The sequence below is a fragment of the Ignavibacteria bacterium genome (assembly GCA_025612375.1).
Lineage (GTDB): Bacteria > Bacteroidota > Ignavibacteria > Ignavibacteriales > SURF-24 > JAAXKN01.
Window position 1 is genome coordinate 89,693 of record JAAXKN010000012.1, and the last position, 24,208, is coordinate 113,900.

The window sequence follows — 24,208 nt, forward strand, 5'->3', positions numbered from 1 at the left end:
AATTACCATATGCTTAAAACCCGTTAAATTTTTATACCAGGTATTTTTTCTCAGAAAGAAGGATAGCTTTGAAGCCTTGGCGTGCGGCAGCTTCAGTTATTACTGAAGCTGATGATCTTCTTGATCTCGGCGATTTTAAGGATGAGGTAATTCTCGTAGGAATCCAGGAACCTCCTGATGTTTGTCACATTGCCGAAGTTCTCCAGCAGATGAATTTTCTGCCCTGCGTTTCTGACTTTATATAATTCACTATAAAGTTTATCCAGTTCAGTCTCATTTACTTTTTGTTCCATAGGACTCGTCTCTGCCCTTCATTTGCCGTATTTGGATGCAATAACGGCAAGTATTTCATATTTCATTTGTTTCATTGTATCATTAAATTCCTGGTACAATTCATCTTCTGTTCTCTCGGTTCTTGCCAGAAGATCCTCGAAAATATATTTGCCCAGCGTTTTAGTATATGCAAAGTTCTGTACCAGCAGATCGATCATAATATCCTGTTTTATATAATGGGGCAGTTCGATCTTGAAATCGTCTTTATTAATCATACATCTCCTGGTCTGCGAATTCTGTGTTTTGCCTGCTCTTACTAAATGATAATTATTATAAATTAAAATTCAAAATTTAATTGTATTAATAGTATCTTTAATGAACAAAAATTAAACTTATTGTAAACTGCATCACAATCCAAAAGAATTATGGAACTACTTGAAATAATCGGCTACCTGGCATCACTGCTGGTTGCAGCTTCACTGACGATGAGCAACATCTTAAGGCTGCGCTGGATTAATCTTACGGGTGCCGTAATGTTTGTTATTTACGGGCTTTCTGTCAAAGCTTATCCGGTTTTTGCCGTCAACGGCTTTATTGTAATTGTAAATATTTACTACCTGGTGCAGATGTCGAAAAAGAAGGACTACTTCACACAAATCTCAGCTTCCAAAGGCGATCCTCTGCTCATTAAGTTTCTGAAGTTCTACGAAGGAGACATACAGAAATACTTCCCGGGTTTCGATATCAGTAAGCTTGAAAAGCCGGAGTGCTTTTTCATTTTAAGGAACCTCGTACCCGTTGGACTTTTTATCTATGAAACCGTAGGCGGCAATAAGGCCAATGTTAAGCTGGATTATGTAATTCCTGAATACCGCGATTTTAAGAACGCAAATTTTGTCTACACGTCCAACCTGGATATGTTTAAGAAAAAAGGCTTAGGGGAGTTCGTTACTTACTCAAGGGTAAAAGAGCACCAGAAGTACTTAAAGAAAATCGGCTTCAGGCAGAATGAAGCAGACAGCGCCATGTTTGAACGGGAAATCGCCTAGTCAAATATCTTCCTTTTTACCGGTAAACAGGCATTCTCCGGCACCCGTTTACCGGGAGTTCCCCCCGCAGCCTCCAGGATAAATTTATAAATTGAATAAATTCCTCTTCCTTGGTACTCTATTAATAAGTACTAATGAAAGGAGTTTATTATGCGTCCTGTATGGTCAGGAACACTCGGTTTCCGTCTTGACAGCTGCATAAAGTCTCCTTTCGCCTTTTTCAAAGAAAACTGAAGGGCATTATTATGGGGCTGAATACATATAAAGAGAAAAGAAAATTTAATGAGACTCCTGAACCTGAAGGCATGGAAAGAACTTCGGGAGGCAAAGAGCTGCATTTTGTGGTACAGAAACATAACGCTACACACCTGCATTACGACTTCCGCCTGGAAATTGACGGGGTGCTTAAAAGCTGGGCAATCCCAAAAGGACCATCGTTAAACCCCAGGGATAAGCGCCTTGCAATGGAGGTTGAAGACCACCCGCTTGAATACAGGACTTTTGAAGGCACAATCCCTGAAGGCAACTACGGCGCAGGAGACGTAATAATCTGGGATGAAGGAACTTATTCTGCCCCGGAAGCCAAAACCCGTGAGGAAAGCGAAAGGATTCTGAGGGAAGGCTACCGCTCGGGCAGCTTTGACTTTGTCCTCTATGGCAAAAAACTGCAGGGGCAGTTCCACCTCCGGAAATTCAGCTCCAGCGAGAAGAATACCTGGCTCCTCATAAAGGCAAAAGACAACTTTGCCTCTGATGAGGACGTTACAGAAAAGGATACTTCCGTTGTTTCAGGCCGCCCTGTCTCAACACTTGAAAATACACGGAAGGGGCTTCTTAAACCAAAGGAGAACAGAATATTAAAAACTGAAAGGATAGAAAAAGACGACCGGATATTAAAAACCGACCTTAGCAACTTCCCTGCCAGCCAAATATCCCATGAAACTTCAGCAGCACTTAAAACGGGAAATGCATATGAGGAGGAGATTAAGGTCGCTAAAGGAAGGCTTACACTAACCCATCTGGACAAGGTTTATTTTCCCGATGAAGGCTATACCAAGCGCGACCTTATTGATTACTACAGGAGCGTTTCGGAATACATGCTCCCCTATCTTAAGGACAGGCCCCACACGCTCTTAAGGCACCCGAACGGAATTGAAGGTGAAAGCTTCTTCCAGAAAGATATGGGAAATACAGCCCCGGACTGGATAAAAACCGTAAAAGTCACATCAGGTTCAGGCCGAAGAGAAGTTGAATATATGGTCTGTACAAATGAAGCCTCACTGCTTTATATGGTTAACCTTGGCTGCATTGAAATCAACCCCTGGTTCTCAAAAGTAAAAAAGCCCGGCTACCCGGACTATATGGTTATGGACCTGGACCCGCTGGATATATCTTTTGACAAGGTCGTTGAGACTGCACTTGCAGTAAGAGAGGTAATTGTGGATGAGGCAAAAGCCAAGTGCTTCTGCAAAACCTCCGGGGCTACTGGGCTGCACATATACGTTCCATTGAACTCAAAGTACAACTTTGAGATCAGCAAGGAATTTGCGCACCTCATTGCACGCGTGGCACACGAAAAACTGCCCGATATAACAAGCCTTGAAAGAAGTCCCGATAAACGCAGAGGCAAAGTATATCTGGATTACCTGCAGAATAAGAGGGGTGCAACGGTTGCAGCCCCTTACAGCGTAAGACCGAGACCCGGGGCACCGGTATCCATTCCATTAAACTGGAACGAGGTCAGACGCGGGCTGGATCCTGCGGAGTTTACAATAAAGTCCATTCAGAAAAGGCTTAAAAAGCTGGGCGACATATTTATGCCAGTCTTAGGCCAGGAGATCAACGTAGTAAAATGCATCAACAATCTCGAGGCAGCCGAACGCCTGGTAAGATAATGTGCTGAATTGCCACGGCCTTTTGGGCCGTGGTATCCGGATCAAAAACATATGGGCTTTAGCCCCCGGTCCTCCGTCTGGAATCTGTAACTATGAATTTATTCCTCTATCAGCCTGACCTCCACCCTTCTGTTCATTGCACGCCCTTCGGCTGTGTTGTTCGGGGCGATGGGGCGCGTGCTTCCCATAGGAACAATTTCAAACCTCCTCCTGTCAATTCCAAGGCTTTCAAGAAAATCAGCTACGGCTTCGGCACGCCTCTGCGAAAGCTTCATATTGGATTCATTTGAACCCCTGCTGTCTGTGTGCCCTTCTATCCTCCACCTCGTCTCGGGATTGTTTTTCATAACATCTGCCAGACGGCTTAACTGCGGGTATGCCGCAGATAAAAGCTGAGCCTTGCCGGTTTCAAAGTTCGTGTCGCCTGAAAGAATAATCTTTTTTGTAATTGTAACTTTTTCCTTCTCTATCGGGCAGCCGTTCTCGTCTACCTGCACGCCCTTTGGCGTATTGGGGCATTTATCCAAGTAGTCCGGCACCCCGTCGCCATCTGTGTCAAGCGGGCACCCGTTCTGATCCACCTTTGCTTCTTTTGGTGTGTCGGGACACTTATCCATATAGTCCGGCACCCCGTCGCCGTCACTGTCCAGAGGGCAGCCATTCTGGTCCACCTGAACGCCTCGCGGCGTATTAGGGCATTTATCCTGGTAATCCGGCACCCCGTCACCGTCCGAATCAAGAGGGCAGCCGTTTTTATCCACACGCACGCCTCCTGGCGTATCGGGGCATTTATCCAGGTAATCCGGCACCCCGTCTTTATCGGCGTCAAGCGGGCATCCGAACTGGTCCACCTTGACTCCCGGCGGCGTATCCGGACACATATCCTTGGAGTCCTCCACCCCGTCGCCGTCCGAATCAATCTTTGTAAAAAACGAATATGAAAAGCCTATCAAACCCTGCAGCATCATGTCGTTATTGCCCTTTGCAATCTGGTCGTCCCAGTTGTCATTCGGGCTCAACTGAATCCCTGCCGAAATGTTAAAGCTCAGCTGGTCGGATAAAAGTGTGCGTATCCCTATCTCACCATTATAATTCACTTCATTTCTTTTGTATGCCCCAAGGGCATTTCTTGTGAGCCTGTTCCGGTTCTCATCTTTTGGATCGAACCACATGTATGATGCCCCGGCAAAAATATATGGGAAAACTGCATTTGCAATTGAAAAGTTATATGAGACTCCCCCGCCAAGGGCGGAAAAATCCGTTCTGAAAGAAACCGGTGTCCTGTAAACATCCCGGCCTTTTATATATCCCCCCGATCCGAAAGCCCTGATGGAAAAAATGCCGGGAGAGGAAGTGGGGAAAAAGTATTCAAGTGCCGCCCTGCCCATAATATCAGGCCTGAGCTTGCCATAGTCCGTAAGACCCAAGGTTACGCCGCCATCAACGCCAAACATGAGTGTCCCTGAAAATGCGTGCCCCTTCTTTACAGGCCTTGTGGCCTGTTGTGCATTAACTGATCCCTGGAACAGAAATACCGTTATCACAAAACAGCATAGTATAAATCTAATCATAACACCACCTTCAAATTATCTGTACTGAACCGCCCCCGGGGAAAACTCCGGCATCCGGGTTATTTTCAATATATACTTATCGGTGAATTATTCAATTTATATCGCCGTTCCGGCATTGTGGGGTGAAAAATGGGCTTTATTAAATGGAAAAGGCTGAAAAACATCCGTTTTCAGCCTTTTTATAAGTCCTTTTGTCCTTCAACAGGGGGTTATTTTTATTCTTCGTCCAGGACAACTATTTTTTCAATCTTATCTCCCTGGCGTATCTGGTCTATTACATCCAGTCCATCAACTACTTTACCAAAGCAGGTATGCTTGCGGTCCAGGTGCTGTGTATTCTCCCTGTTATGGCAGATAAAGAACTGCGAGCCGCCGGTGTCTTTTCCGGCATGTGCCATTGAAAGAACTCCGCGGTCGTGGTACTGGTTGCCGCCCGAGGTTTCGCATTTAATTTTGTAACCCGGTCCGCCTGTACCGTCACCCTTGGGGCATCCTCCCTGTATAACAAAGTTCGGTATAACCCTGTGGAAAGTAAGCCCGTTATAGAAGCCTTTTTCAGCGAGGTTTATAAAATTTTTAACAGTATTCGGAGCGTCTTTTTCGTAAAACTCCACCTTCATGACACCTTTTTCGGTGTGGATCTCTGCTTTTTTCATGTTTACCTTTATTATTTAATAAATAGCCTTATCTACTTGCCCAAACAGATTTGACGGCAATATAATTCCTTAAAAATTTATATAAGATAACTCTTTCTTTTCAAAGAATAAATAAAAAAAGGGCGGAATTTCTCCCGCCCTTTGTAATGAACTTATTTTTTTCTTTTACTTCATGAGAAGCATTTTCTTTGTCATGTTAACGCCGTTACCCTGCAGGTGGTAGATATACATGCCTGTAGAAAGCTTCTCAGCATTGAAGCTTACGGTGTAGTTTCCGGCTGTGAGCTCGTTGTTGATTAAAACCGCAACTTCCTTTCCTAATACATCAAATACCTTCAGTGTATAAGTTCCTGCAGCAGGTACACTGAACTTAATTGTAGTGGAAGGATTAAACGGGTTCGGATAGTTCTGCATGAGCTGGAAGCTTGTTGGAACTTCTTTCTTTTCTTCCACTCCGGTTACGCTAAGGCTGGTTTCGTAAACCGTACCTTGGCTTGTTCCGATAAGCAGTGAACCTGTTCTGGGATTTACGGCTACCGTGCTCACGCCCTGGCCTGCCATTCCAAGTGAATTCCAGATCGTGCCGTTAGCTGAAGCTGTGTATACTCCGCCGGCCCATGAAGAAAGATAAACATTATCCTTATTGTCTACTGTAACTGAATAGATGAAGAGCGATGCAAGGCCGTTATTTGATTTCGACCATGTTGCTCCGCCGTCATTCGAGTAGTAAACGCCGCCGCCGTAGGTTCCGGCATAAAGCATTCCGTCTGAGGTTGTTCCAAGTGCCCAGATGAACGGATATCCGGCATTAAGATCTGTCCAGTTTGATCCGTTGTCAGCGCTCTTGAATACGCCGCCGCCAAATGTACCGGCGTAAATTTCACCCTTCGAGCTAACTGTAAGAGCGTGTACTGCAAGGCAGCTAAGACCCTTATTGACTTCTGTCCAGGTCTGTCCGTTATCTATGGACTTATATACGCCCTTACCCCATGTTCCGGCATAAAGAACGTCTGAGACTTTTACTAATGAGCGTACATCAATGTCTTTAAGGCCTGTTTCATTCCACGATTTGCCGTTGTCAACAGAAGTGAAGACACCCTTTTCAGTTCCTGCAAAGATCTGGTTCTGTGAATTTACAACTATTGACCAGATAAATGCAGCTTTCATGCCTTCATTTAAGACACTCCAGTTCTGGCCGTTGTCTTCTGTCTTATAGATGTGTCCGCCCCAGGTTCCGGCAAGTGCGTTACCGCTGTTGTCGAAGGCTACGTTCCAGACCATTTCATTGCTCATGAAGTCTGCCACGTGATTCCATTTCTGGCTGCTTCCAGTGTTGCCGTTTCCTGTATTGCCGTCAGTTACGGGGCTTACAGTTACAAGCACCCTGGCAAAGTCATCTTCCGATTCAACGCCGTTACCGGGGGTTGAATCTGGATCTTTTTCAATTACGGCTGACACTTCAGCAATGTTTGTAATCTTTCTTTCAGCCGGGATGTTTCCGATAAAATGAACATTATTGAACTGTCCCATGCCCGTAAGAGAGTTACAGATCATCTGGCCGTTTTCCTGTCCGGCTGCAAAATTAACATCGGCAAATGGCGCCAGAATTGATCCCCTCACGTCAATCCCCTGTATTTTCAGCGCCCTTGCCTGATGGAAATTGTAAAGGACGTTTGATACGTCTGTACCGCTGACGGTAAGCCCGCCTGTCCAGCTTACGCTGTCGCCATCAACATTAACAAGAACAACTGCGCCATTTGGAACGTCTATTGTCATGCTGCTCGATTTTGAAAGGTCGCTTCCTGAAACATTAAATACGTTAAGTAAAGGAGTAGTACCTCTGAGCGTCAGGCCGCTCCACTGGAATTCAACCGTACCGTTGGCCTCCTTCTGTGCAAGCTGGGTTGATAAGTTTCTTAAGTATGTCTTTGCTGCATCAAAGTCGATGGGTGTTCCCTGTCTCAAAGTGCCGCCTGTAATACCAACCTGATCAACCGGAAGATTTGTTGAATTTCCGTAGACAACATTTCCGTAATACACGTCGCCGACAGTGAAGGTAAGGTTTCTTCCGACTATGAGCACGTCACTGCCCGGAGTTGCCGAAAGCTGGTCGCCCACGCTGTAATGTGCAAGCGTTGCATCCCGTCCAACCGCCATGCGCCCCTGTGTGTCTGAAGAAGGCTGGTTAACGTCCTGTAAAACAAAAACGTTGAAGTTAGAAGCCGGGCCCAGGTCAACCGTACCGGTCATAAGTGTTCCGGCATTTACTTTAACAACAACTATTAAATTAGCGCTTGCTCCCTTAAGAAGTGTTCCAACATTCCAGGTGCCTGTGGTATTGTTGTATTCACCGGCTGAAGCCGTGGCTCCAATGAAATCCAGCCCCTGCATCAGAAGGTCTGAAACCACAACACCGTGAGCGTCGTCAGGACCGTTATTTGTAACAGTAATTGTGAAGGTTACCCTGTCGCCATTCTTTGGAGCTGCATTGTCAACTGTCTTTGTCAGACTCAGGTCTGCCTTAAGGTCCTGCTGAACCTGGTACATTCCGGCATCAACCGAGTTGTTTACGTCACCGGCATTTAATGTATAGCATCCGGTAAAGCCTGTTGTCAGATCAGCATCTGAATCTGTTTCATCATTTGCCTCTGAAGCATCTTTTGACGTAAAAGCATAACTCTCAGGAAGAATGAATTTAACTTTATAATCCCCTGCATTCAGGTTTGTAAATCCGTAAATACCGTTGGAGTTTGTCGTTGTTGTTGCAGCGAAGGTTCCGCTGCATGTGTAAAGCTCAACTGTAACATTTGCAATACCCGTTTCGCCATTATCCTGAACGCCGTTATGATTCAGGTCGTTCCAGACGAGGTTCCCAAGTGATGCTTTAGGAGAAGGCTTTTCATAAACGCCTGCATCAACCGTATAATTGTTTTCACCTGAGGAAAGTGTGTAGCAGGTTGTAAAACCTGTTGTCAGGTCGGCATCAGAATCCTTATCGTCGCCGCCGTTGTCCTTCTTTGTAAAGAGATATCCTTCGGTGATTACAAATTTAATTTTGTAATCACCGGGATTCAGGTTTTTGAAATAGTAGTTTCCGTTAAGGTCCGTTGTTGTTTCACTTATTAATGCACCGGAGCAGTTATAAAGCTGAACCGTTACATCTTCAAGCCCCTCTTCAGTCAATCCCTGGACGCCGTCCAGATCACTGTCCAGCCAAACCTTGTCGCCGATGGAAACAGGCTTTGGAGCCGTGGGGCATGTAAGGAAACCCTTGTCCACAGTGCCATTGTCAAAATTTTCATTAATTGCAGCTGCGGCATCATTAAAATCTGAATAGGTGTAGCCCGAAATGGCCTCACCTCCCAAAGCCCTGTTTGCAAGAGCAAGGAATTCAGAGACTGTCTTTCCTGCAAACTTGCCTGAAAGAATGACAAGATCCTTTAATGCCAGTGCGTTTGAGCCGATCTTGCCCGCATTGTCGAAATACACATTCAGCGTGAGTGCAACCATCTGCACGCCAAAGTTGCCTGACTCTGTGGAAGTCGGGTTTGTGTAGCTTTTTGTCAGCCTGGAAGGCGTCCCCTGTCCACCAAGATAGTTTTGGATGGATTGGGAAGTAGTAAATTTCATCGTGTAGTTTCCGCCGACGGTAAGCCCGGTCGGGAATACCTGGCAAAAATACTTATCGCGTACACTGCCGGGGTTTTTCCCATGCGCAGTGCTTCCCCACCCCCCCTGGGTGTAGGTCAAAAATCCGCTCAGGTCGCAGTTTCCGCTGGATGCCTGAACGAAATTAGACGCAAAAGCCAGGATCGCGAGAACGAGAAGATATCTGAACGTAAGAGCTTTCATTTTTTATCCCCTTTTTTGATTCAGCTCTTTAGTCCAAAAATTATACCAGAGGCTGTTTGTGCGAAAAATCACCGAAATCGCGGTTTTCTGTGACAGGCAGCACAGAATGTGTCCCAAAATGAGATTAAAATAAAGATTAAACCATTTTTTGAGCCTTTTGGGACGCTTGGGCGCTAAAGCCTTGCAGAATAAGTCTTTAGCGTACTTTTCTGCCCAGTACGGAAAGCAAATTAATGAAAGGTGAGAGCGGCGGTGTATAATTATAATACAGTTCGCCTAAAGTGCGGAGGTCAGTCCCGGTATGAATAAATGAGGAAATGAGATCGGCGTAGCCAGTTACTTCCCTTCCCCCTAAGAATGAAGCCCCCAGTATCTTATATGAATTCATATCGTAGACAATCTTGCCGAAGACTTTTTCACTCTGGGGCATGACCTTAACCAGGTTCGGCACCACTTCATGCACAGCACCTGCCTTAAAGCCTCCTTTGAGCGCCTCCTGTATGGTGAGGCCAACGCTTGCATACGAGCGGTCAAATACCTTTACGGCAGTGTTTTTTATTACCGCCTTCATGAATTTGTTCCCCCCGGCGGCGTTTTCACCTGCAATGTGGCCTGCAGCGTGGGCAATAGTTGCAAGCGGAAGATATACCGGCCTGCCCGTTACTTTCTCCGTTACCTCAATGTTGTCCCCTGCGGCATATATGTGCTGATCGCTTGTTCTGAGCTTGTTATCTACTTTTATTGCCCCGGTCCTCCCCAGCTCCAGTTTGCTTTTTAAGGCAAGCGAGGTGTTGGGAATGAACCCCGCCGAAACAAGCACGAGGTCAGCATCCACTTCCCTGCCCTCAATTCTGAAAGCTTTCAGACATCTACCCTCTGTGAGCGGTTTCATTTCAGATATTCCGCCAAAGAAGTAAACGCCATTGTCCTTCAGGATTTCCAGCATGAGGTGCTGAATCTCCACTTCAGAAGACGGAAACGGGAAGCTGTCTTTTTCCACCAGAGTAACGCTCAACCCGGCTTTGCAGAAGGCTTCTGCCATCTCAAGGCCGATATAGCCCGCGCCTATAATTACAGCGGACTTAACGCCCTTTTCCTTAATAAATGTTCTAATAGAGATCAGGTCGCGGATAGTCTTAAAGCGGAAGACGTTTTCAAGGTCATTTGGAAGCCAGGCGAGTTTCCTTGCCGTTGAACCCGTTGCAAGTATAAGCTTGTCGTAGCTGAACTTAAGGAGCTTATTGTCTTCTATATTTCTTACTGTTAGAGTCCTCTCAAATCTGTCAATCTCTTCAACCCTGTGCCTTATATAAACCTTTACCCCTTTTTCCTCAAAGAAACGCTCAGGAGTAAAAAGAACGAGATTTTTATAGCAGCAGATGTCGCCCGAAACAACGTAAGGCATTTCGCACGTGCCGGTGGAAATAAATTCCCCTTCTTCAAACATAATAACCTCAGCCTCCGGGTTAGTGCGCTTAGCCTTGGCCGCAGCAGAGGGCCCCGAGGCATTTCCGCCAATAATTATTATGTTTTTGGGTTTAATCATTTGACGATTTTTTAGATTAAGTACAGCAAATTTAGTAAATTCACAATAAATAAAAACAAAAAAAAGAGCGCCATGAAAAAACACCTTATCATCTTCAGTCTCTTTCTTTTATCTGTCAGCTTTATCAGCTGCTCAAACCGGGAAACAGTCTTTTCTAATGATCCTGAAAATATTCTGGACGAATCAAGTATACTTAAAGGTAAAGTCTCCGGCATGCTTACACTCGAGCACTCTCCATACAGAGTAAGAGGTGAAATTGAGGTCGACTCCCTTTCCACGCTTACCATTGAGCCCGGGGTAAGTCTTTATTTCAGCGATTCATCCCGGCTCATTGTAAAAGGAAAACTCATTGCACAGGGAAGCAAGGACGTTCCCGTTGTTTTTACAACCGATAACGACGCTGCGCACTGGCACGGGATTCAGTTCGTACACTCTAAGGGAACTTCACTCCTCAGCTTTGCCATTATTGAAAAGATTACTATTACCATGAACGATATCGAGGACATTGGAGCTGTTACAATGGACTACTCTTCTGTGACAATTCACAACTCCATTATCAGACAAAACACCTCTCCTGAAGGAGGAGGAATTTATTTAAGGAATTCAAAGTGCGAAATAGAAAACAGCATTTTTACGGGTAACCAGTCGGACATCTTTGGCGGGGCTGTCCTTGCCTATGTCTCGGACCTGGTATTTATAAACAATACGGTCTATAAAAACAGCACGCAGAACTATGGCGGCGGCCTTGTAATATGGGAACCCGTTAGCTCACTGGTGGAAAACAACATTTTCTACGCGAATTCAGGACGCACAGGAACCCCGGGAATTGCAATTAAGGGGGACGCTTCAAAATCTTTAATAAGGTATAATTATGAAGCTTTCGGCTTAAACGTTCCCCCATCTTTTGTTTCTGAGACCGACCTGCACCTCTCAGAGGATTCCCCATGCATAAATAACGGAGATCCCGGTTCAGTCTATAATGACCTTGATAATTCCAGGAACGATCAGGGTGCCTACGGCGGCCCGCTCGGCAACTGGTAATATAATTTATATCTGGCAGAAACTAAAAACGCAGGCGTCTAAAAAAGATGCCTGCGTTTTTTGGGTTAACTGTTATTTTATTTTGCCTTAAAGGCTACTACAATCGGAACACCCTCAAAGCCGAAATGACGCCTCAGGGTTTTTTCAATGTAGCGCCTGTAGTTGTCGGGAATGTACTTCGGCTCATTTGCAAAAAAGAGGAACGCCGGATAATGGTCGCCTACCTGAGTCACATATTTAATCTTAATTTCCTTTCCCGTCGGCGTCGAGGGCGGCGGGAAATTGTTAATTTCCTCAAGCATTACGTTATTTAGAACGCTGGTTGCAATCTTCTTCTTCCTTTCCTCGTTGACCTTTTTGCACATGTCTATAAGTCCGTAAATCCTCTGCTTTGTAAGAGCCGAAATAAAGGTTATAGGAATGAAATCCATGGAACCCATCCTGGCTTTTATCTGGTCCTGATAATGCTTTGCAGTGTTTGAGTCCTTTTCAAGCAGGTCCCATTTGTTGACCGCAATTATAATTCCCTTTCTCCTCGTTACCGCCTCGTCAATGATCTTCAAATCCTGCCCTTCAAGACCATTCGTGCTGTCGAGCATTACAACTGCAACGTCGCACTCGCTTAAGGCCTTCATGGTTCTTACCATGGAGTAGAATTCTATATTTTCCTTGATCTTGCTTTTCCGTCTTAAGCCTGCCGTGTCAACGAGTATTATCTCTTCACCGTAGTATTTAAGATAAGAGTCAAGGCTGTCGCGCGTTGTGCCGGGGATATTTGTCACTATGCTCCTGTCGTAGCCCAAAAGAGCATTCGTAAGAGAACTCTTCCCTACGTTCGGCTTTCCTACCATGGCTATTCTCAGCCTTGTGTCTTCGCCCTTAATGCTGTTTGAGAAATCTAGCCTTGCAATTATCTCGTCTAAGAGGTCTCCGATTTTTCTTCCTGCCATTGCAGAAATGTCAAACAGGTCGTCAAAGCCGAGGCTGTAGAACTCCCCTGCATTCGGCTCGTCATTCTGTGAATCAACTTTATTTACTATCAGTATGGTTTTCTTATTTGAGCCCCTGAGCATATTGGCTATCACCTGATCCATCGGGGAAAGCCCCTGCCTGGCATCAACAACAAATAAGATCAGGTCTGCCTCGGTTATGGCTATTTCCACCTGCTCGCGTATTGCAGTTTCAAACAAGTCAGGTGAGTTGGGTACATATCCCCCCGTATCGATGAGCCTGAAGATTTTTCCGCTCCAGTCCACCTCGCCATATTTTCTGTCCCTCGTAACACCGCTTACGTCATCAACAATTGCCTCGCTGCTGCCGGTAAGACGGTTATAGAATGTGGATTTACCTACGTTCGGCCTGCCCACTATTACAACAATTGGATCTTTCATTTTTTCCCGGATAAATTACTAAAGTACCATTAAAAACTATATGTTAAATTAACCTGCGGATAAATTTCCGACAGGCCTGTGAGATTAACCTGCTTAAGCTGCATGTTGACTGCAAGGTTCTTATTGTACCTCGAGGCAGTCCACGCGGCATCAAGAGCACTCAGGAAGTGGTTAATTACCATTACAACCACAGCCCGGTCTGCATACTTGTAGAAAGTTTCGTCGGGCAGAATATGCATTTTTGCATAATCCAGCATCTGCTGCGGCAGATTGTTAAAATATTCCGCCGTATTGGGGTCGCTCGCTGCCCAGCCGTGATTGAACTGGTGGTATTTGCCTATAAGCTCGTAATACTGCTGTTCGCCGTAGCCCGGAAGCACGTGCGAAAACGTGGAGAGCTGGCGTTCAACGGCGTTAATCTCTGCAAAGCTTACCCTGTCCTGAGGCTGCTTTGTGGCATCAGGGTCAATTTTTATGTTTGCCACCACGTCCTTGCCCATCTCGGGAGCATACTTGTTAAGCCATTCGGCATAACGCACGGCGCTCCAGTTGGCATTGGCATACCTCTGGAAATCAAGCGTTGCGTCGTCGCCTTTCTTATTGTAGTATACTGACGCCCCTATGGCAGCCGCCTCAACTGCCAGAAATGCTGCAGCCTTCCAGTAGCTTTGAGCATAGGCTTCACCTGAACCCGGAATTATAATTGAAAAAAGACCGGCCAGAAAAGGCGACTTACGTCCCTCCAGTGTAACCGGAGCCGGAGTCAGGGCATTATTGTAGCCCGAAAGAGCAATTCTGGAATCCTCAAGAAGGTTGCCCGAAAATTTTGCGGAATCACTTCGAGTGGCTTTCCAGGAATCGTTTTTTTGTGCAAAGCTGCCGGCTGAAAATACGACAACAAGAAGCAGCATCAAAATGTTTTTCATCATAATCTCCTTTAACGAAGGATTATATAATTTTGTTATAAGCTGAAATCAAACAATATACCGCCATAGAACTGCCATTCCTTTCCGTAACGTACCAGTTCTTCCCTTATTACCCTGTCTGCCCTGTCGAACGAATAAGCCGCCGAGAAAAATATGCTGGTCGGGAACATGTAGAACGACTCCATTTTAATCCTTAGCTCTGCGCCCGCGCCCTTCTTAAAATTATTTAAAGAAGGCATCTTCTCCTCCCAGGCGTTACCAATATCTCCGAAGACCGCCATGAATATCTTATCCAGATAAAGGGGCCCCAGCCTGTAGTCTATATTCTTAAAGAGAGGAAAGCGGTATGTCAGGTTCAGCCATCCAAGGTGCTTTCCGCTGACGGCATAGAATGGATAACTCTTCATTCCAATCAGTCCGCCCAGGTAATAATCGAAGAAGTCAGTTGTATCGGCCATGCGGCTTAAAATGCTTGCTCCCCTGAACTGTGCCGTAAGAGTATGACCTTTCCAGAGCGGGATATGCTCTTTCACGTTGAGCTCCAGGCGGTTAAAATCAAAGTTGTCATAAGCGGATTTAAGTATTCCGTCTTCAACTGTAAAATTATTATGGAGGTTAAACTTGTTCATCTCATAATTGTACTGAAGGTCAATTTCACTTCCCACAGGATTTATATCGCTGTCGATATATGGCAGCAGAAGCTCGTGATGATACTTTATCTGGAAGTTTCTTCCAATAAGATAGGTATCCTTCGTCTTCTGATAAAGCTCGTCTGGCCTGGTCGGGAGTGTAAAGCTTCCGAGAGTGCTGGTATAAGTGCTGTATATAAACCTGAATTCCAGGTCGTTTCCGCGCGCGAATATCCTGTGCTTTGCAGCCAGATCCACCTCAAAAAGGTCGTATGTCACGTCAATCGGTATTCTTGTATTGTCAAATTCATCCAGAATAAGATCCGTATTTGCATCCCTTGAAACGCTGTAAAGCTGAAGCGAAAGTTCAGGCTTAATTCCCATATTGAAAAGAAGCGGCAGCTTGTTCCTGTAGTTCAGCTCCAGAAACAGATCGCGCTCCATCTGGCGGTTAATTGTAGCTCCGCCGAAGAAAGAAAAGCGGTCCAGCATGTCGTTTGAAGTAACATATACCCCGGGCTTAATCTTATCTATCGGGTTATTGGACGACGTATAGTTGTCGTATCTTATTACCGGAAAGAAGGTAACTTTTGTAAAAGATCCCTTGTATGGTTCAGCCTTCGTGTCCGGCAGATAGTTGTCGTCATAATTTGTCAGGCCGTCGATGCCGAAATTGTTTATGTCACCGTTCGACTTATCGGCGCTAAGGGGCTGATTTTCCCGCGGTATATATCTTTTAAGCGGGTCCACCTTCTTCTGCTCCAGTGTATCGAGGAAGAATATCTTATACCCGTTGGAAGTATAGCCCGCGTAGGCAATGTTGCCGCCATTGTCCACAGCCGGCATAAAGGCGCCGCCTGTTACGTTTGTAAGCTGCTCGGTTTTTTTGGTCTTCAGATCCATTGAATAAAGGTTATAGATACCGCTTTCATCACTTGAAAAGTAAAGCTTTCCGTCGCGCCCGAAAACAGGGTTGCGCTCGTCAGCCTTTGCCTGAAGTATGTATTCAAGTCCCGATGCGTCAGCCTTAACCGAAGCAATATCGCGCCCGTTTGCATTTACACAGTCAAAAACGATAAGGCTGTCATTATTAGAGAACCTGGGGTTAAATACCTGCTCACCGTTTTCAAAGAAAGTAAGCCTCTTAAATCCCTGCCCCTTTATGTCAACAAGCCCCAGGTTTGAGGTGCCGTCTTTCTGATAAACAAAAACAATTTTTTTGCCGTCGTGAGAAACATAAGGCTGGTTTGCCCTCAGGCCGTGCGTAAGCCTGGTTTCTTCCTTTTCTGAGAGGTCATAAACATAAAGATCGTGTATATTGGCCCAGTTCGGGTTATCCTCGCTGAGCTTTGAGTACACAATTTTATTCTCTCCTTTTATCCAGCTCATGGTACTTCTTACGTTTGAGGTAACCATCTCCTCTTTGCCTGTCTTCAGGTCGTAGGAGTAAATATTTGAAGGGCTGAAATAGTCGCTTTGCTTGTTTGACAGATAAAGGATTTTTGTGCCGTCTTCAGAGAACAGTGGATAAAAATTCCCAAAGCCCTCGGTTCCAACCTCACGCCCCTTTACAACGTTCTGTTCAACCTCGGCTGTTCTTTTCTTGTAGTCTTTCTTAAGGCTGTCACGCCACTCGTCATAAATTTCGTCACCCGTTTTGCCAAGGACATCCTTAAGGGCTGCGTCAATCGTAAAATTCTTCATGCTTCCCAGAGCATGGCTGATCTTTCTTAACTTATCCTCGCCGTACTTCTGCGCAATGTAGCTCGTAAGGGCAAAGCCTGCGTTATAAACAGATTCATTGCCAAGACTCGTCTTGTCGAAGCCTCCCATCTGGTTCCAGGTCATCATCCCCCCGTCCAGGGCATAGCTGCGCAGAATCATATCCCTGTGCGAATCCCAGTTGTCGTAGTTGAATTCCTTTCTCATGTACTGGGCGGTTCCTTCGGCAAACCAGGCAGGAACATTTATTGTTGCCAGGGGATACGAAGCTATAACGTTAGGAAATCCATAGAGTATATCAGGCCTTCTTTTATCCTCATAGTTCATAAACTGCATATAAACCGCGGGAAGCGTGCGGGATAGCTTCATGGACGACTGGATCTGGACCATGTGCGTAAACTCGTGTGAAATAACGTTTCTAAGCCAGTTATGCGTTCCCCTCAGGTCAAAATCGAGGGCTGAAGACCATATTTCAATTTTATTGTCAAAGAAATATGTAGCGCCGTTTGAATAGTCGTCTATATCTTTAACTACAAAGTGCACGGTTTCGGGCTCATATTGGTACAGGGAGGTAATGGGTCCCCAGACTTCATCTGCAATCTTAAGTATTGCCCTTGCGGTCCTTTCGGTCTCCTCGTGGTAATGGACTTCAACGTGCTTTCCTTTAAGTGTAAGCCAGTTAAGCTCGGGATGGAACTCTGTAAACTGGGCCATTGAAACCCTGCCTAGAAGCAGAACAGAAGCTAAAAGTAATCCAAAAAGTTTTTTCATCTTCAGTACGGTTTATTATAAATAGGAATCACCTGCATGCCGGTACCCCCTTGAAAACTGCACGTTTTCAGAGGAGTTTCCGCTATGCAGGTGAAAAGGCTAAATTATTTTGTCCGGCAAATTTAAGGTTTTTACTGCCGGTAAACAGCAGGATAATTTTTCTCTATTTTTCCGGGGTTTATTTTATAACTGCAATTTTTATCGTATTGTTCTCTGTTTTTCCGCTGTTTCCCGTTGCCTCTATTCTGGCAAAGTAAACACCGCTTTGTACATCTGAGACATTCCATACGGTCTCGTTATCAAGCCCCCCTCTGGCGTTATCCGTCAAATGTGCCACCAGGTCGCCTGCCAGGTCAAATATCCTGATATCGACCTTTGAATCCTCGGAAACAAAGTACCTTATGTTGGTTTCCGTGCCATAGACCGGGTTAGGCCAGTTGTAGGCCCTTTCCTTTGGCATAAATGCCGTCTGGACGTTTGTATACTTAGCCTGCGGGATAAATGAAGCTCCCGCGGGGCTCCCGTTTTCAGAGGCCCAGTAAATGTCTCCTTCCTGAGAGGCAATATAATAGGTAAAAAACGTGTTCCCTGCTGTTACAAGGGCTAAAGACGCCCTTCCTGCATTAAACAGTACGGGGCTTGCCGCAACTGTTTCACCCGAAGAAACAGGGAATCCTTTTACAGCCTTTCCGGTTGTTCCGTTAACTGCAAAAATTCTGCCGTCACGTGTTACGGCTACAACCTCGGTTGCTCCAATTTCATTATTATAGAATACCACCGGGCATCCGCTGAAACCCAGGCCCTGCGGATCCTCAAACGGGAAGTTATCTGCCTCTGCACCCGTCAAACTTAAGGCTTCAAGGCGCTTTCCTGAAACAATTATGTAGTTCTCGCCATTCTGCTTCAGGTCCCCAAGAGCAAAGGATGTAACGGCTGAGTCCCCCGCTTTTGTAAGGTTTACTCTTTTTAGGAATTCACCCTTTGAAACTACGGAAATCTCATTATCTGCCGTAAGGACTACAGTAACATAATTGCCGTTTTTGTCTCTTGTAAGTGCGGTTTTAAGAGCCGGGGCAGTAAACGAATATATATTCAGGCCAGGATCAGTAAGACCGTAGGAGGCGTCTGACATCTTATAAAATGCAGAATAATTGGTCCCGTCGCTAACCAGACTCAGGACTGCTAGGCGCGTCAGAGCCGGTGTATCATCTCTTACCAGGGAGAGTGCCGGTGAGGCTAAAGTCCCCAATGCATAAAAGACCACGCTTCCCTTTTCAGTTCCCACTGCAACAAGGTTCTGTCCCGCTGCGCTTGTGACAATTACCGGTCCGGCAGTGATGTTTTCTGTTAAAGCCTGTTCAGAAGTGGCTTTGGAAGTTCCGCTATTCATATAAACTTTGAGAACGTTTCCAACTGCGCCGGCAACATAGTCCATGCTTTTAACATTCAAAACAGCAGGCTTGAAAGTAGAAAATGAAGGAACAGAATCGGTAATTACTCCGCTAGTGCCCATTTGTAATAAAGTAGCTCCTTCAAGAGCGTAGAAAAAGCCGGTACCTGAGGTGTTAAGCGTGCTGACTTTCCCGCCTATTGGCAACTTTGAATAGGCAAGAGGCTTTATTACTGTGTCCCCGTAGGAAAGGTTAAAAGTCATCTTATTTGATATATTGGAAAAGTCAGCCATTGTAACAAGGCTGTTTGCACCTGTGTTCGTCCTTGCAGGCGGCTGCGTGTCGAATGAGAACCTGTTTTTATATAATGGAGCCGAATTTGATTTATACCAGAAATCGAACTCCGTACCCTCTCCAACTACCTGATCGCCAAAAACTGTGGTAAATTTTTCCCCTATATCCTGAATCCCGTCTGCTTCCTCAACATCCACTCCGCGGTGAAACTTGTCTGTATTGATAGTATTGGAAACGATCTTTTCATTAATAATCTTCTCATCAATATGCCAGATTACAATTCCGTTTCCCGGAACCGCCCAGTCATATTCATCCACGTTAATTACAACGCCTTTGATTGAATCTGCGTTGTCGTAGGAAAATCCCGTGGTATCCTTATCAAAAACTTTTGTCAGTGTATCCTGCCCCACCACATATGTTACAACGGCGCCGTTTTTCCTTGCGTCACGGCTTCTGTTTTCAACAAGGTAGTATTCCGTCGAATTGATGGGCACCTTTAGGAGCGTGGTATCGCCTGAGACTGCGGCCCTTAATGCCGTAAGGCTTAAAGTTCCCCCATTCAGGTTTGCCTCAACAGGCGCAGCCCATCCGAGCCTCATCTTCTCCCATGGGGAAGGCTCCGGCGGGAAAAGCCCGCTGTAAGTAAAAATTGCCTGTCCGTCCATAAGTCCGAAGCGCCCTATTGCGCTTAAACCCGTATTGGTATCAAACAGGTCTGGAAGCCCAAGGTGGCTGCCTATGCTTGAGACAATAAGGCCGTTAATTGATATCTGCAGAAGCTGCTTTGCCCCTGTAATATCCTCTACCTCGCGGTTTTCAGTCTCGGGGATGATCATTGTATTATACTTCCCCTCGCGGTTTAACGGCAGTGCCGAAAGATCGCCGCCTATGGTATTGCGCAGCATATTATCGCTTAAATAAACCGAAGGCAGGTCGCGCTCATTTCCAAGGCTTCCCGGCATGGTAACATCGCGCCCCACTCCGGCATGGAAAATAATGAATGCGTCATACTGCGAGAAATCAACTCCCGGGTTCTGCGATTTTGCAAGCGGCCAGACCTCCTTTGCAAGCGAAGCCAGTGAAGTCATATCCGTAGAATTTACGGCAGGTGAATAGTCGCGCATTCTTTTGGATGCAGTTATAGTGTTTGGCAGAATAGTATAGCTTATGCCAAACTTTCCATCGGAAACACTTCTGAAGTAGTTCTGCAAAAATTTCATGTGGAGTGAAAAGTAGCTCACATTGTGAGGCAGCGGGTCCAAAATAGTGTTGCCGTATTCTTTACTGTAAAGGCTGCCAAATTTGCCGTTTCCAACGGTTGCAGGGTCTTCCGGCTTTTCATCCTGAAACTCGACCAGAACGGCAAGTATCTTCAGTGAGTCCGGAGATTTTTTGCCCCGGAACACGGGGTCCGGAGACATGTTACCCTTTAAATTAAACGTTTGGGCAGTTATACTGCCCAAACATAAAAATGACAACAGAAAGAGGAATATTTTTTTGTGCATTTAGTTAAATCCCGCGGGGTAAACCTTTAGTTTGTGTTGTTGACTGGCCCCAGCCAATTAAAAGAGTAAATCTTAATGTGTCTGAAAGCGGATGATTTTCGCCGCCCTTGAAGACTGAAGTGGTAATATAGCTGAAATCGAACCCGTACATGTCATAACGGATACCGGCGCCCAAAGTCACAAATTTTCTGTTTCCATAGCTCGGGTCTTCATAGAAGTAACCGCCTCTTACGGCAAACTGGTAGTCGCCTGCCTGGCCGTAAACATATTCAAGACCCATCGATGAAACAACGTCTTTTAACTCTTCCTTCAGTGGCTGGTCACCCCATGAGGTAAATATGGCCTTGTAGAACTCGTCTTTGTTGGTCTTCTTGCTAACTAAAAGCTTGCTGAAGTCGAGAGTATAAGTAAGTGAATTAAACTCGTCGTCCAGAATCCTGTATGCAAAACCAAGGCGGAAGTTTGTAGGTATAGGATCTGATTGTGCCTTGTTTATGTAATAGATCTTGGGACCTATGTTGCTGAGGTTAAAACCGAGAGAAAATCTGTTTCCTAAGTCCTCGTCCGTAAAAGGAATTCCCAGATGGCTGGGCCTCCACATACCGCCGATGTCGAAGCTGACAGTTGTAGCCGAGCCTTCACCTAACTGCTCGCCTACTTTAATCTTGCCCGAAAGCCTACTGTGTATAAGCCTGAAGTTAAGCCCAAGTCCCCAGTCGGGAGAAAGTTTTGTGGCATATCCTAAAGTCAAAGCCGCATCAAATGAATGGAACCTTCCTTTTTCCTCAGGGGAATTTTCGTCCGTCTGTATGAACTCGCCGAAGTTCATATATGTAATGCTTGAAGTTATGCTCCCGTCAATTTCAGGAATATACTGGCGGTAAGTCAGGTAATCATAGAAAAGATCAAGCTTAAACTGGGGCAGCCAGTTGCTGTGTGTAATGCTAAGCTCAGTACCGCTCTGGAAAGCAATACCGGCAGGATTCCAGAATATAGCCGCAGAGTTGTCAGCAAGGCCTCCGCCTGATTCACCAATACCACCGGCTCTTGCATCGGGAGCCAGCAGCAGGAACGGTACGGCAGTTTCACCACCCTGTGCAAATGAAACTCTGCTTATACCCAATAATACCGCCAGAAGCAGTATAAGCTTTGATACACCTTTCATCTTATCCTCCAGGAAATAAATTATTTTATTATCTTTTTTCATGTTTTTTCTTCTATTTATTGATACTTGAGCCATTTTTTCATCTTATAACGGCAAGTTTACCGAGGACTTCCTGCCTACCTGCCTCCTGGGCACCCTTTATAATTACCTTGTACAAATATACGCCGTTAGAAAGTAAGTTTCCGTCATTATCACGCCCGTCCCAGTCTATTCTTACAAATTTATCCGTAATCGACATGCCTTCAATCTCCTTTATCATTCTTCCGGCTACGGTGTAGACCTTGATCTTCACGTCCACCGGGTCACTCGTATTCCTCTGGAAAGTAAATGTCGTACTGCTGCTGAAGGGATTAGGATAATTCAGTACGTCACGGATTGCCATATCGCTTCCGCCTACAACTGTAAAATGCTCCTCACTTTCCGAGGAATTGTTGAATATATCCCATGCCCTAACCTGTACTTTATAGTCCCCGCTTTCAAGACCATTAAATTTATACTTAATAGTTCCTGATTTTCCCCCTGCATTCAAGTCCCCTACGAAGTAGCCCGAAAGGTCAATGGGACTTGCCTCATTTTCATTCAGTATTCCCGTGATCTTGTGGCCTATGCCGGTTCCAGTGGTGTTAAGGCCTGAGCCGTCTTTAAGGTTTACATCCATAGTAAATGTAGGGCTTACAAGGTAAGATGACGTATTCTTTGCATCATCAAACGTTATGCTGATCTCGGGACCTTTCCCGTCGTTTACTGCACTGGAATCTGTGCCGCCTACTATGATGTTGTTCGTATAGCCTACGACGTTATCCTTATTGCTGTTATACAAATAGGCTACCACCTTCCCGTTCTTGTTCTCGTATGAGATATCCTTCGGCACCTGGAAGTCTGTTGAGAACTTCCCGTTTTCAACCGACACCATCCCGCGGAACAGGAGCCCTCCCTGGAAGGTTGCCGGAGAATTGGAATATTCCTTCATCTTAACCAGCTTCTGCGAGTCATAGACCGACACAATTCCCTCGCCGTTAAAGCTGTTGTCTATAGAGCCGTCAGGCCTTTTTACAGAGCCCTCAATACTTGCCTTTGAAAGAGCCTTTACCTGAATGTTGGCAGTAGTAGAAGCGCTATGGTTTACCGAGTCAATTCCGGCAGCTTTCATCGGGGCTACAAGGCGTATTGTGGGATCGCCGAACAAATGAAACTTAAGGTCGTTAATATCGTTTCTTACCATCTTTGTTGCATAATAGCTCTTACCAATCGGCTGGAAATACCCGGTTGAATCTGTCTTAAACAGGTTCGAATAAAACTCTTTGGCCAGGTTAAAGTTATCGCCTGAATAAACTGTTCTTGCCGCGGTAAATGTTCCGATTGAGCCGCCGTCGGGTTTTAAGAGCATGAGCTCTGTTGAACTCTGTGTACCCGGCTCATCATAACGCCCGAAATCGCACGTTGCAGCAACTAAAAAGAAAAGCTTGTCGTTTACCAGCTGAGGTATTGTAACGTTTTTCTCAAATATATACTCGTGCGACCAGACCTCAGGGTTGCCATGCCCTATCCAGTTTAAGATAAGAGTGCCGTCATTGACGGCTTTTATAATAGCCTGGTTCACAGCGGGCTTTCTTTTGCCCGTTCCCGTTGCAACCGTGGGATAGAACTCCTCATAAATCTTGTTCTGGTCGAATGTAGTCGGAATATAATAATTGGAAACGGTTTCAGACTGAACTGCATGCTCTGCACTTTCAGGGCCCTCACTCGTTTGTGCGTCATCTGCAACCATTGTAATCAGGTTGCGCCACAAGCCCAGATCCGGCTGAGTCTCATAACTTATTATTTTATCCACCGCTGCCTTTGCATCTTCTGCCGTTCTGGCATTGATGCGCCCTATTGCAAGGTCCAGTATGTCGTCATTTCCTGAAACGGTCACGTAATAATCGTCCGAAACATATGAATTGATGTAATTAAACGATTCATATGATTCATAAGGAATTACAAAGTTCTCCCCTGCCTTCTCAACTTCCTTATAGTCGTAGTTACCGTCTCCTAAAAGGAGCACGTATTCAGGCTTTACACTCCAGTTGTCATAAGCATAACGGACGAAGTTACGGATTGCGCTTACATCCTTCATGCCGTTTGAGTACTCGTTGAAGATCTGGTCCACGTCAACTACGCTTGTTGAGATCTTAAACTTAGCCCCGGTTTCCTTGAAAGTCTTCAGGCGGTTTGCTTCATCCAGGAAAGCCTTATTTGTAATAATTATAAACTTTGCCTCAGGCGTTGCATGTACGTTCGAATTACTCATTTCCGATAACTTGCCCGGCGTTAAATATGCTGCAGGCGTTACAGCCATATACTTCGAGAGCCTGCCTTTTTGAGACTGTGCCCTGAAGGAGCAATCCCCTCCGCTTATGCTTGCGCCGGATACCTGCTTTAAGTTGGCATTGTCCGTTATGTCAAAGACCTGAATGTCGCTGCTGCCGAAACCGCTCAGCCTGAACTCATCGACACCTGTCGTATCCGTGGAGTAGAACATAAGGGCATCA

Annotated in this window: 15 protein-coding genes; 3 read left to right on the top strand and 12 right to left on the bottom strand. The window is 45.6% G+C overall.

Annotation, left to right across the window (positions count from 1 at the left end; translation table 11 throughout):
- Positions 1–92: 92 nt before the first annotated feature.
- Positions 93–293 (bottom strand): hypothetical protein, encoded by a 201-nt coding sequence (locus HF312_10035; protein ID MCU7520541.1) that lies wholly within the window; start codon positions 291–293, stop codon positions 93–95.
- Between the two features lie 18 nt (positions 294–311).
- The gene (locus tag HF312_10040) at positions 312–548 is read right to left on the bottom strand and encodes a hypothetical protein (protein MCU7520542.1); all 237 of its coding nucleotides are present in this window, start codon (positions 546–548) and stop codon (positions 312–314) included.
- Positions 549–698: 150 nt separating this feature from the next.
- On the opposite strand from HF312_10040, the gene HF312_10045 reads away from it, so the two are divergent.
- Positions 699–1,322 carry a YgjV family protein gene (locus HF312_10045; protein ID MCU7520543.1) on the top strand — a complete coding sequence of 208 codons (624 nt, stop codon included), beginning with the start codon at positions 699–701 and terminating at the stop codon, positions 1,320–1,322.
- 245 nt (positions 1,323–1,567) lie between these two features.
- Positions 1,568–3,217 carry a hypothetical protein gene (locus tag HF312_10050; protein MCU7520544.1) on the top strand — a complete coding sequence of 550 codons (1,650 nt, stop codon included), beginning with the start codon at positions 1,568–1,570 and terminating at the stop codon, positions 3,215–3,217.
- A 98-nt stretch (positions 3,218–3,315) separates the two neighbouring features.
- Here HF312_10050 and HF312_10055 read toward each other — a convergent pair whose 3' ends face one another.
- The 4 genes from HF312_10055 to HF312_10070 form a co-directional block, all read right to left on the bottom strand.
- On the bottom strand, positions 3,316–4,185 hold the full coding sequence (locus HF312_10055; GenBank protein ID MCU7520545.1) for an OmpA family protein: 870 nt from the start codon (positions 4,183–4,185) through the stop codon (positions 3,316–3,318).
- Positions 4,186–5,003: 818 nt separating this feature from the next.
- Complete coding sequence (locus HF312_10060; protein ID MCU7520546.1) at positions 5,004–5,444, bottom strand: peptidylprolyl isomerase; 441 nt, start codon at positions 5,442–5,444, stop codon at positions 5,004–5,006.
- 165 nt (positions 5,445–5,609) lie between these two features.
- Positions 5,610–9,296 carry a choice-of-anchor A family protein gene (locus HF312_10065; protein ID MCU7520547.1) on the bottom strand — a complete coding sequence of 1,229 codons (3,687 nt, stop codon included), beginning with the start codon at positions 9,294–9,296 and terminating at the stop codon, positions 5,610–5,612.
- 196 nt (positions 9,297–9,492) lie between these two features.
- On the bottom strand, positions 9,493–10,842 hold the full coding sequence (locus HF312_10070; GenBank protein MCU7520548.1) for an FAD-dependent oxidoreductase: 1,350 nt from the start codon (positions 10,840–10,842) through the stop codon (positions 9,493–9,495).
- Positions 10,843–10,914: 72 nt separating this feature from the next.
- Here HF312_10070 and HF312_10075 point away from each other — a divergent pair, with 72 nt between their 5' ends.
- Positions 10,915–11,883, top strand: coding sequence for a right-handed parallel beta-helix repeat-containing protein (locus HF312_10075; GenBank protein MCU7520549.1), 969 nt, complete (start codon positions 10,915–10,917; stop codon positions 11,881–11,883).
- A 77-nt stretch (positions 11,884–11,960) separates the two neighbouring features.
- Here HF312_10075 and HF312_10080 read toward each other — a convergent pair whose 3' ends face one another.
- The 6 genes from HF312_10080 to porU form a co-directional block, all read right to left on the bottom strand.
- Positions 11,961–13,274, bottom strand: coding sequence for a ribosome biogenesis GTPase Der (locus HF312_10080; GenBank protein ID MCU7520550.1), 1,314 nt, complete (start codon positions 13,272–13,274; stop codon positions 11,961–11,963).
- Between the two features lie 29 nt (positions 13,275–13,303).
- The gene (locus HF312_10085; protein MCU7520551.1) at positions 13,304–14,200 is read right to left on the bottom strand and encodes a hypothetical protein; all 897 of its coding nucleotides are present in this window, start codon (positions 14,198–14,200) and stop codon (positions 13,304–13,306) included.
- Between the two features lie 35 nt (positions 14,201–14,235).
- Positions 14,236–17,322, bottom strand: a complete 3,087-nt coding sequence (locus HF312_10090; protein ID MCU7520552.1) for a biopolymer transporter Tol — start codon at positions 17,320–17,322, stop codon at positions 14,236–14,238.
- 178 nt (positions 17,323–17,500) lie between these two features.
- Positions 17,501–20,428 carry a T9SS type A sorting domain-containing protein gene (locus HF312_10095; GenBank protein ID MCU7520553.1) on the bottom strand — a complete coding sequence of 976 codons (2,928 nt, stop codon included), beginning with the start codon at positions 20,426–20,428 and terminating at the stop codon, positions 17,501–17,503.
- An 88-nt stretch (positions 20,429–20,516) separates the two neighbouring features.
- The gene (porV, locus tag HF312_10100; protein MCU7520554.1) at positions 20,517–21,677 is read right to left on the bottom strand and encodes a type IX secretion system outer membrane channel protein PorV; all 1,161 of its coding nucleotides are present in this window, start codon (positions 21,675–21,677) and stop codon (positions 20,517–20,519) included.
- A 79-nt stretch (positions 21,678–21,756) separates the two neighbouring features.
- A partial coding sequence (gene porU / locus HF312_10105; GenBank protein MCU7520555.1) for a type IX secretion system sortase PorU occupies positions 21,757–24,208 on the bottom strand: 2,452 nt, incomplete at its 5' end.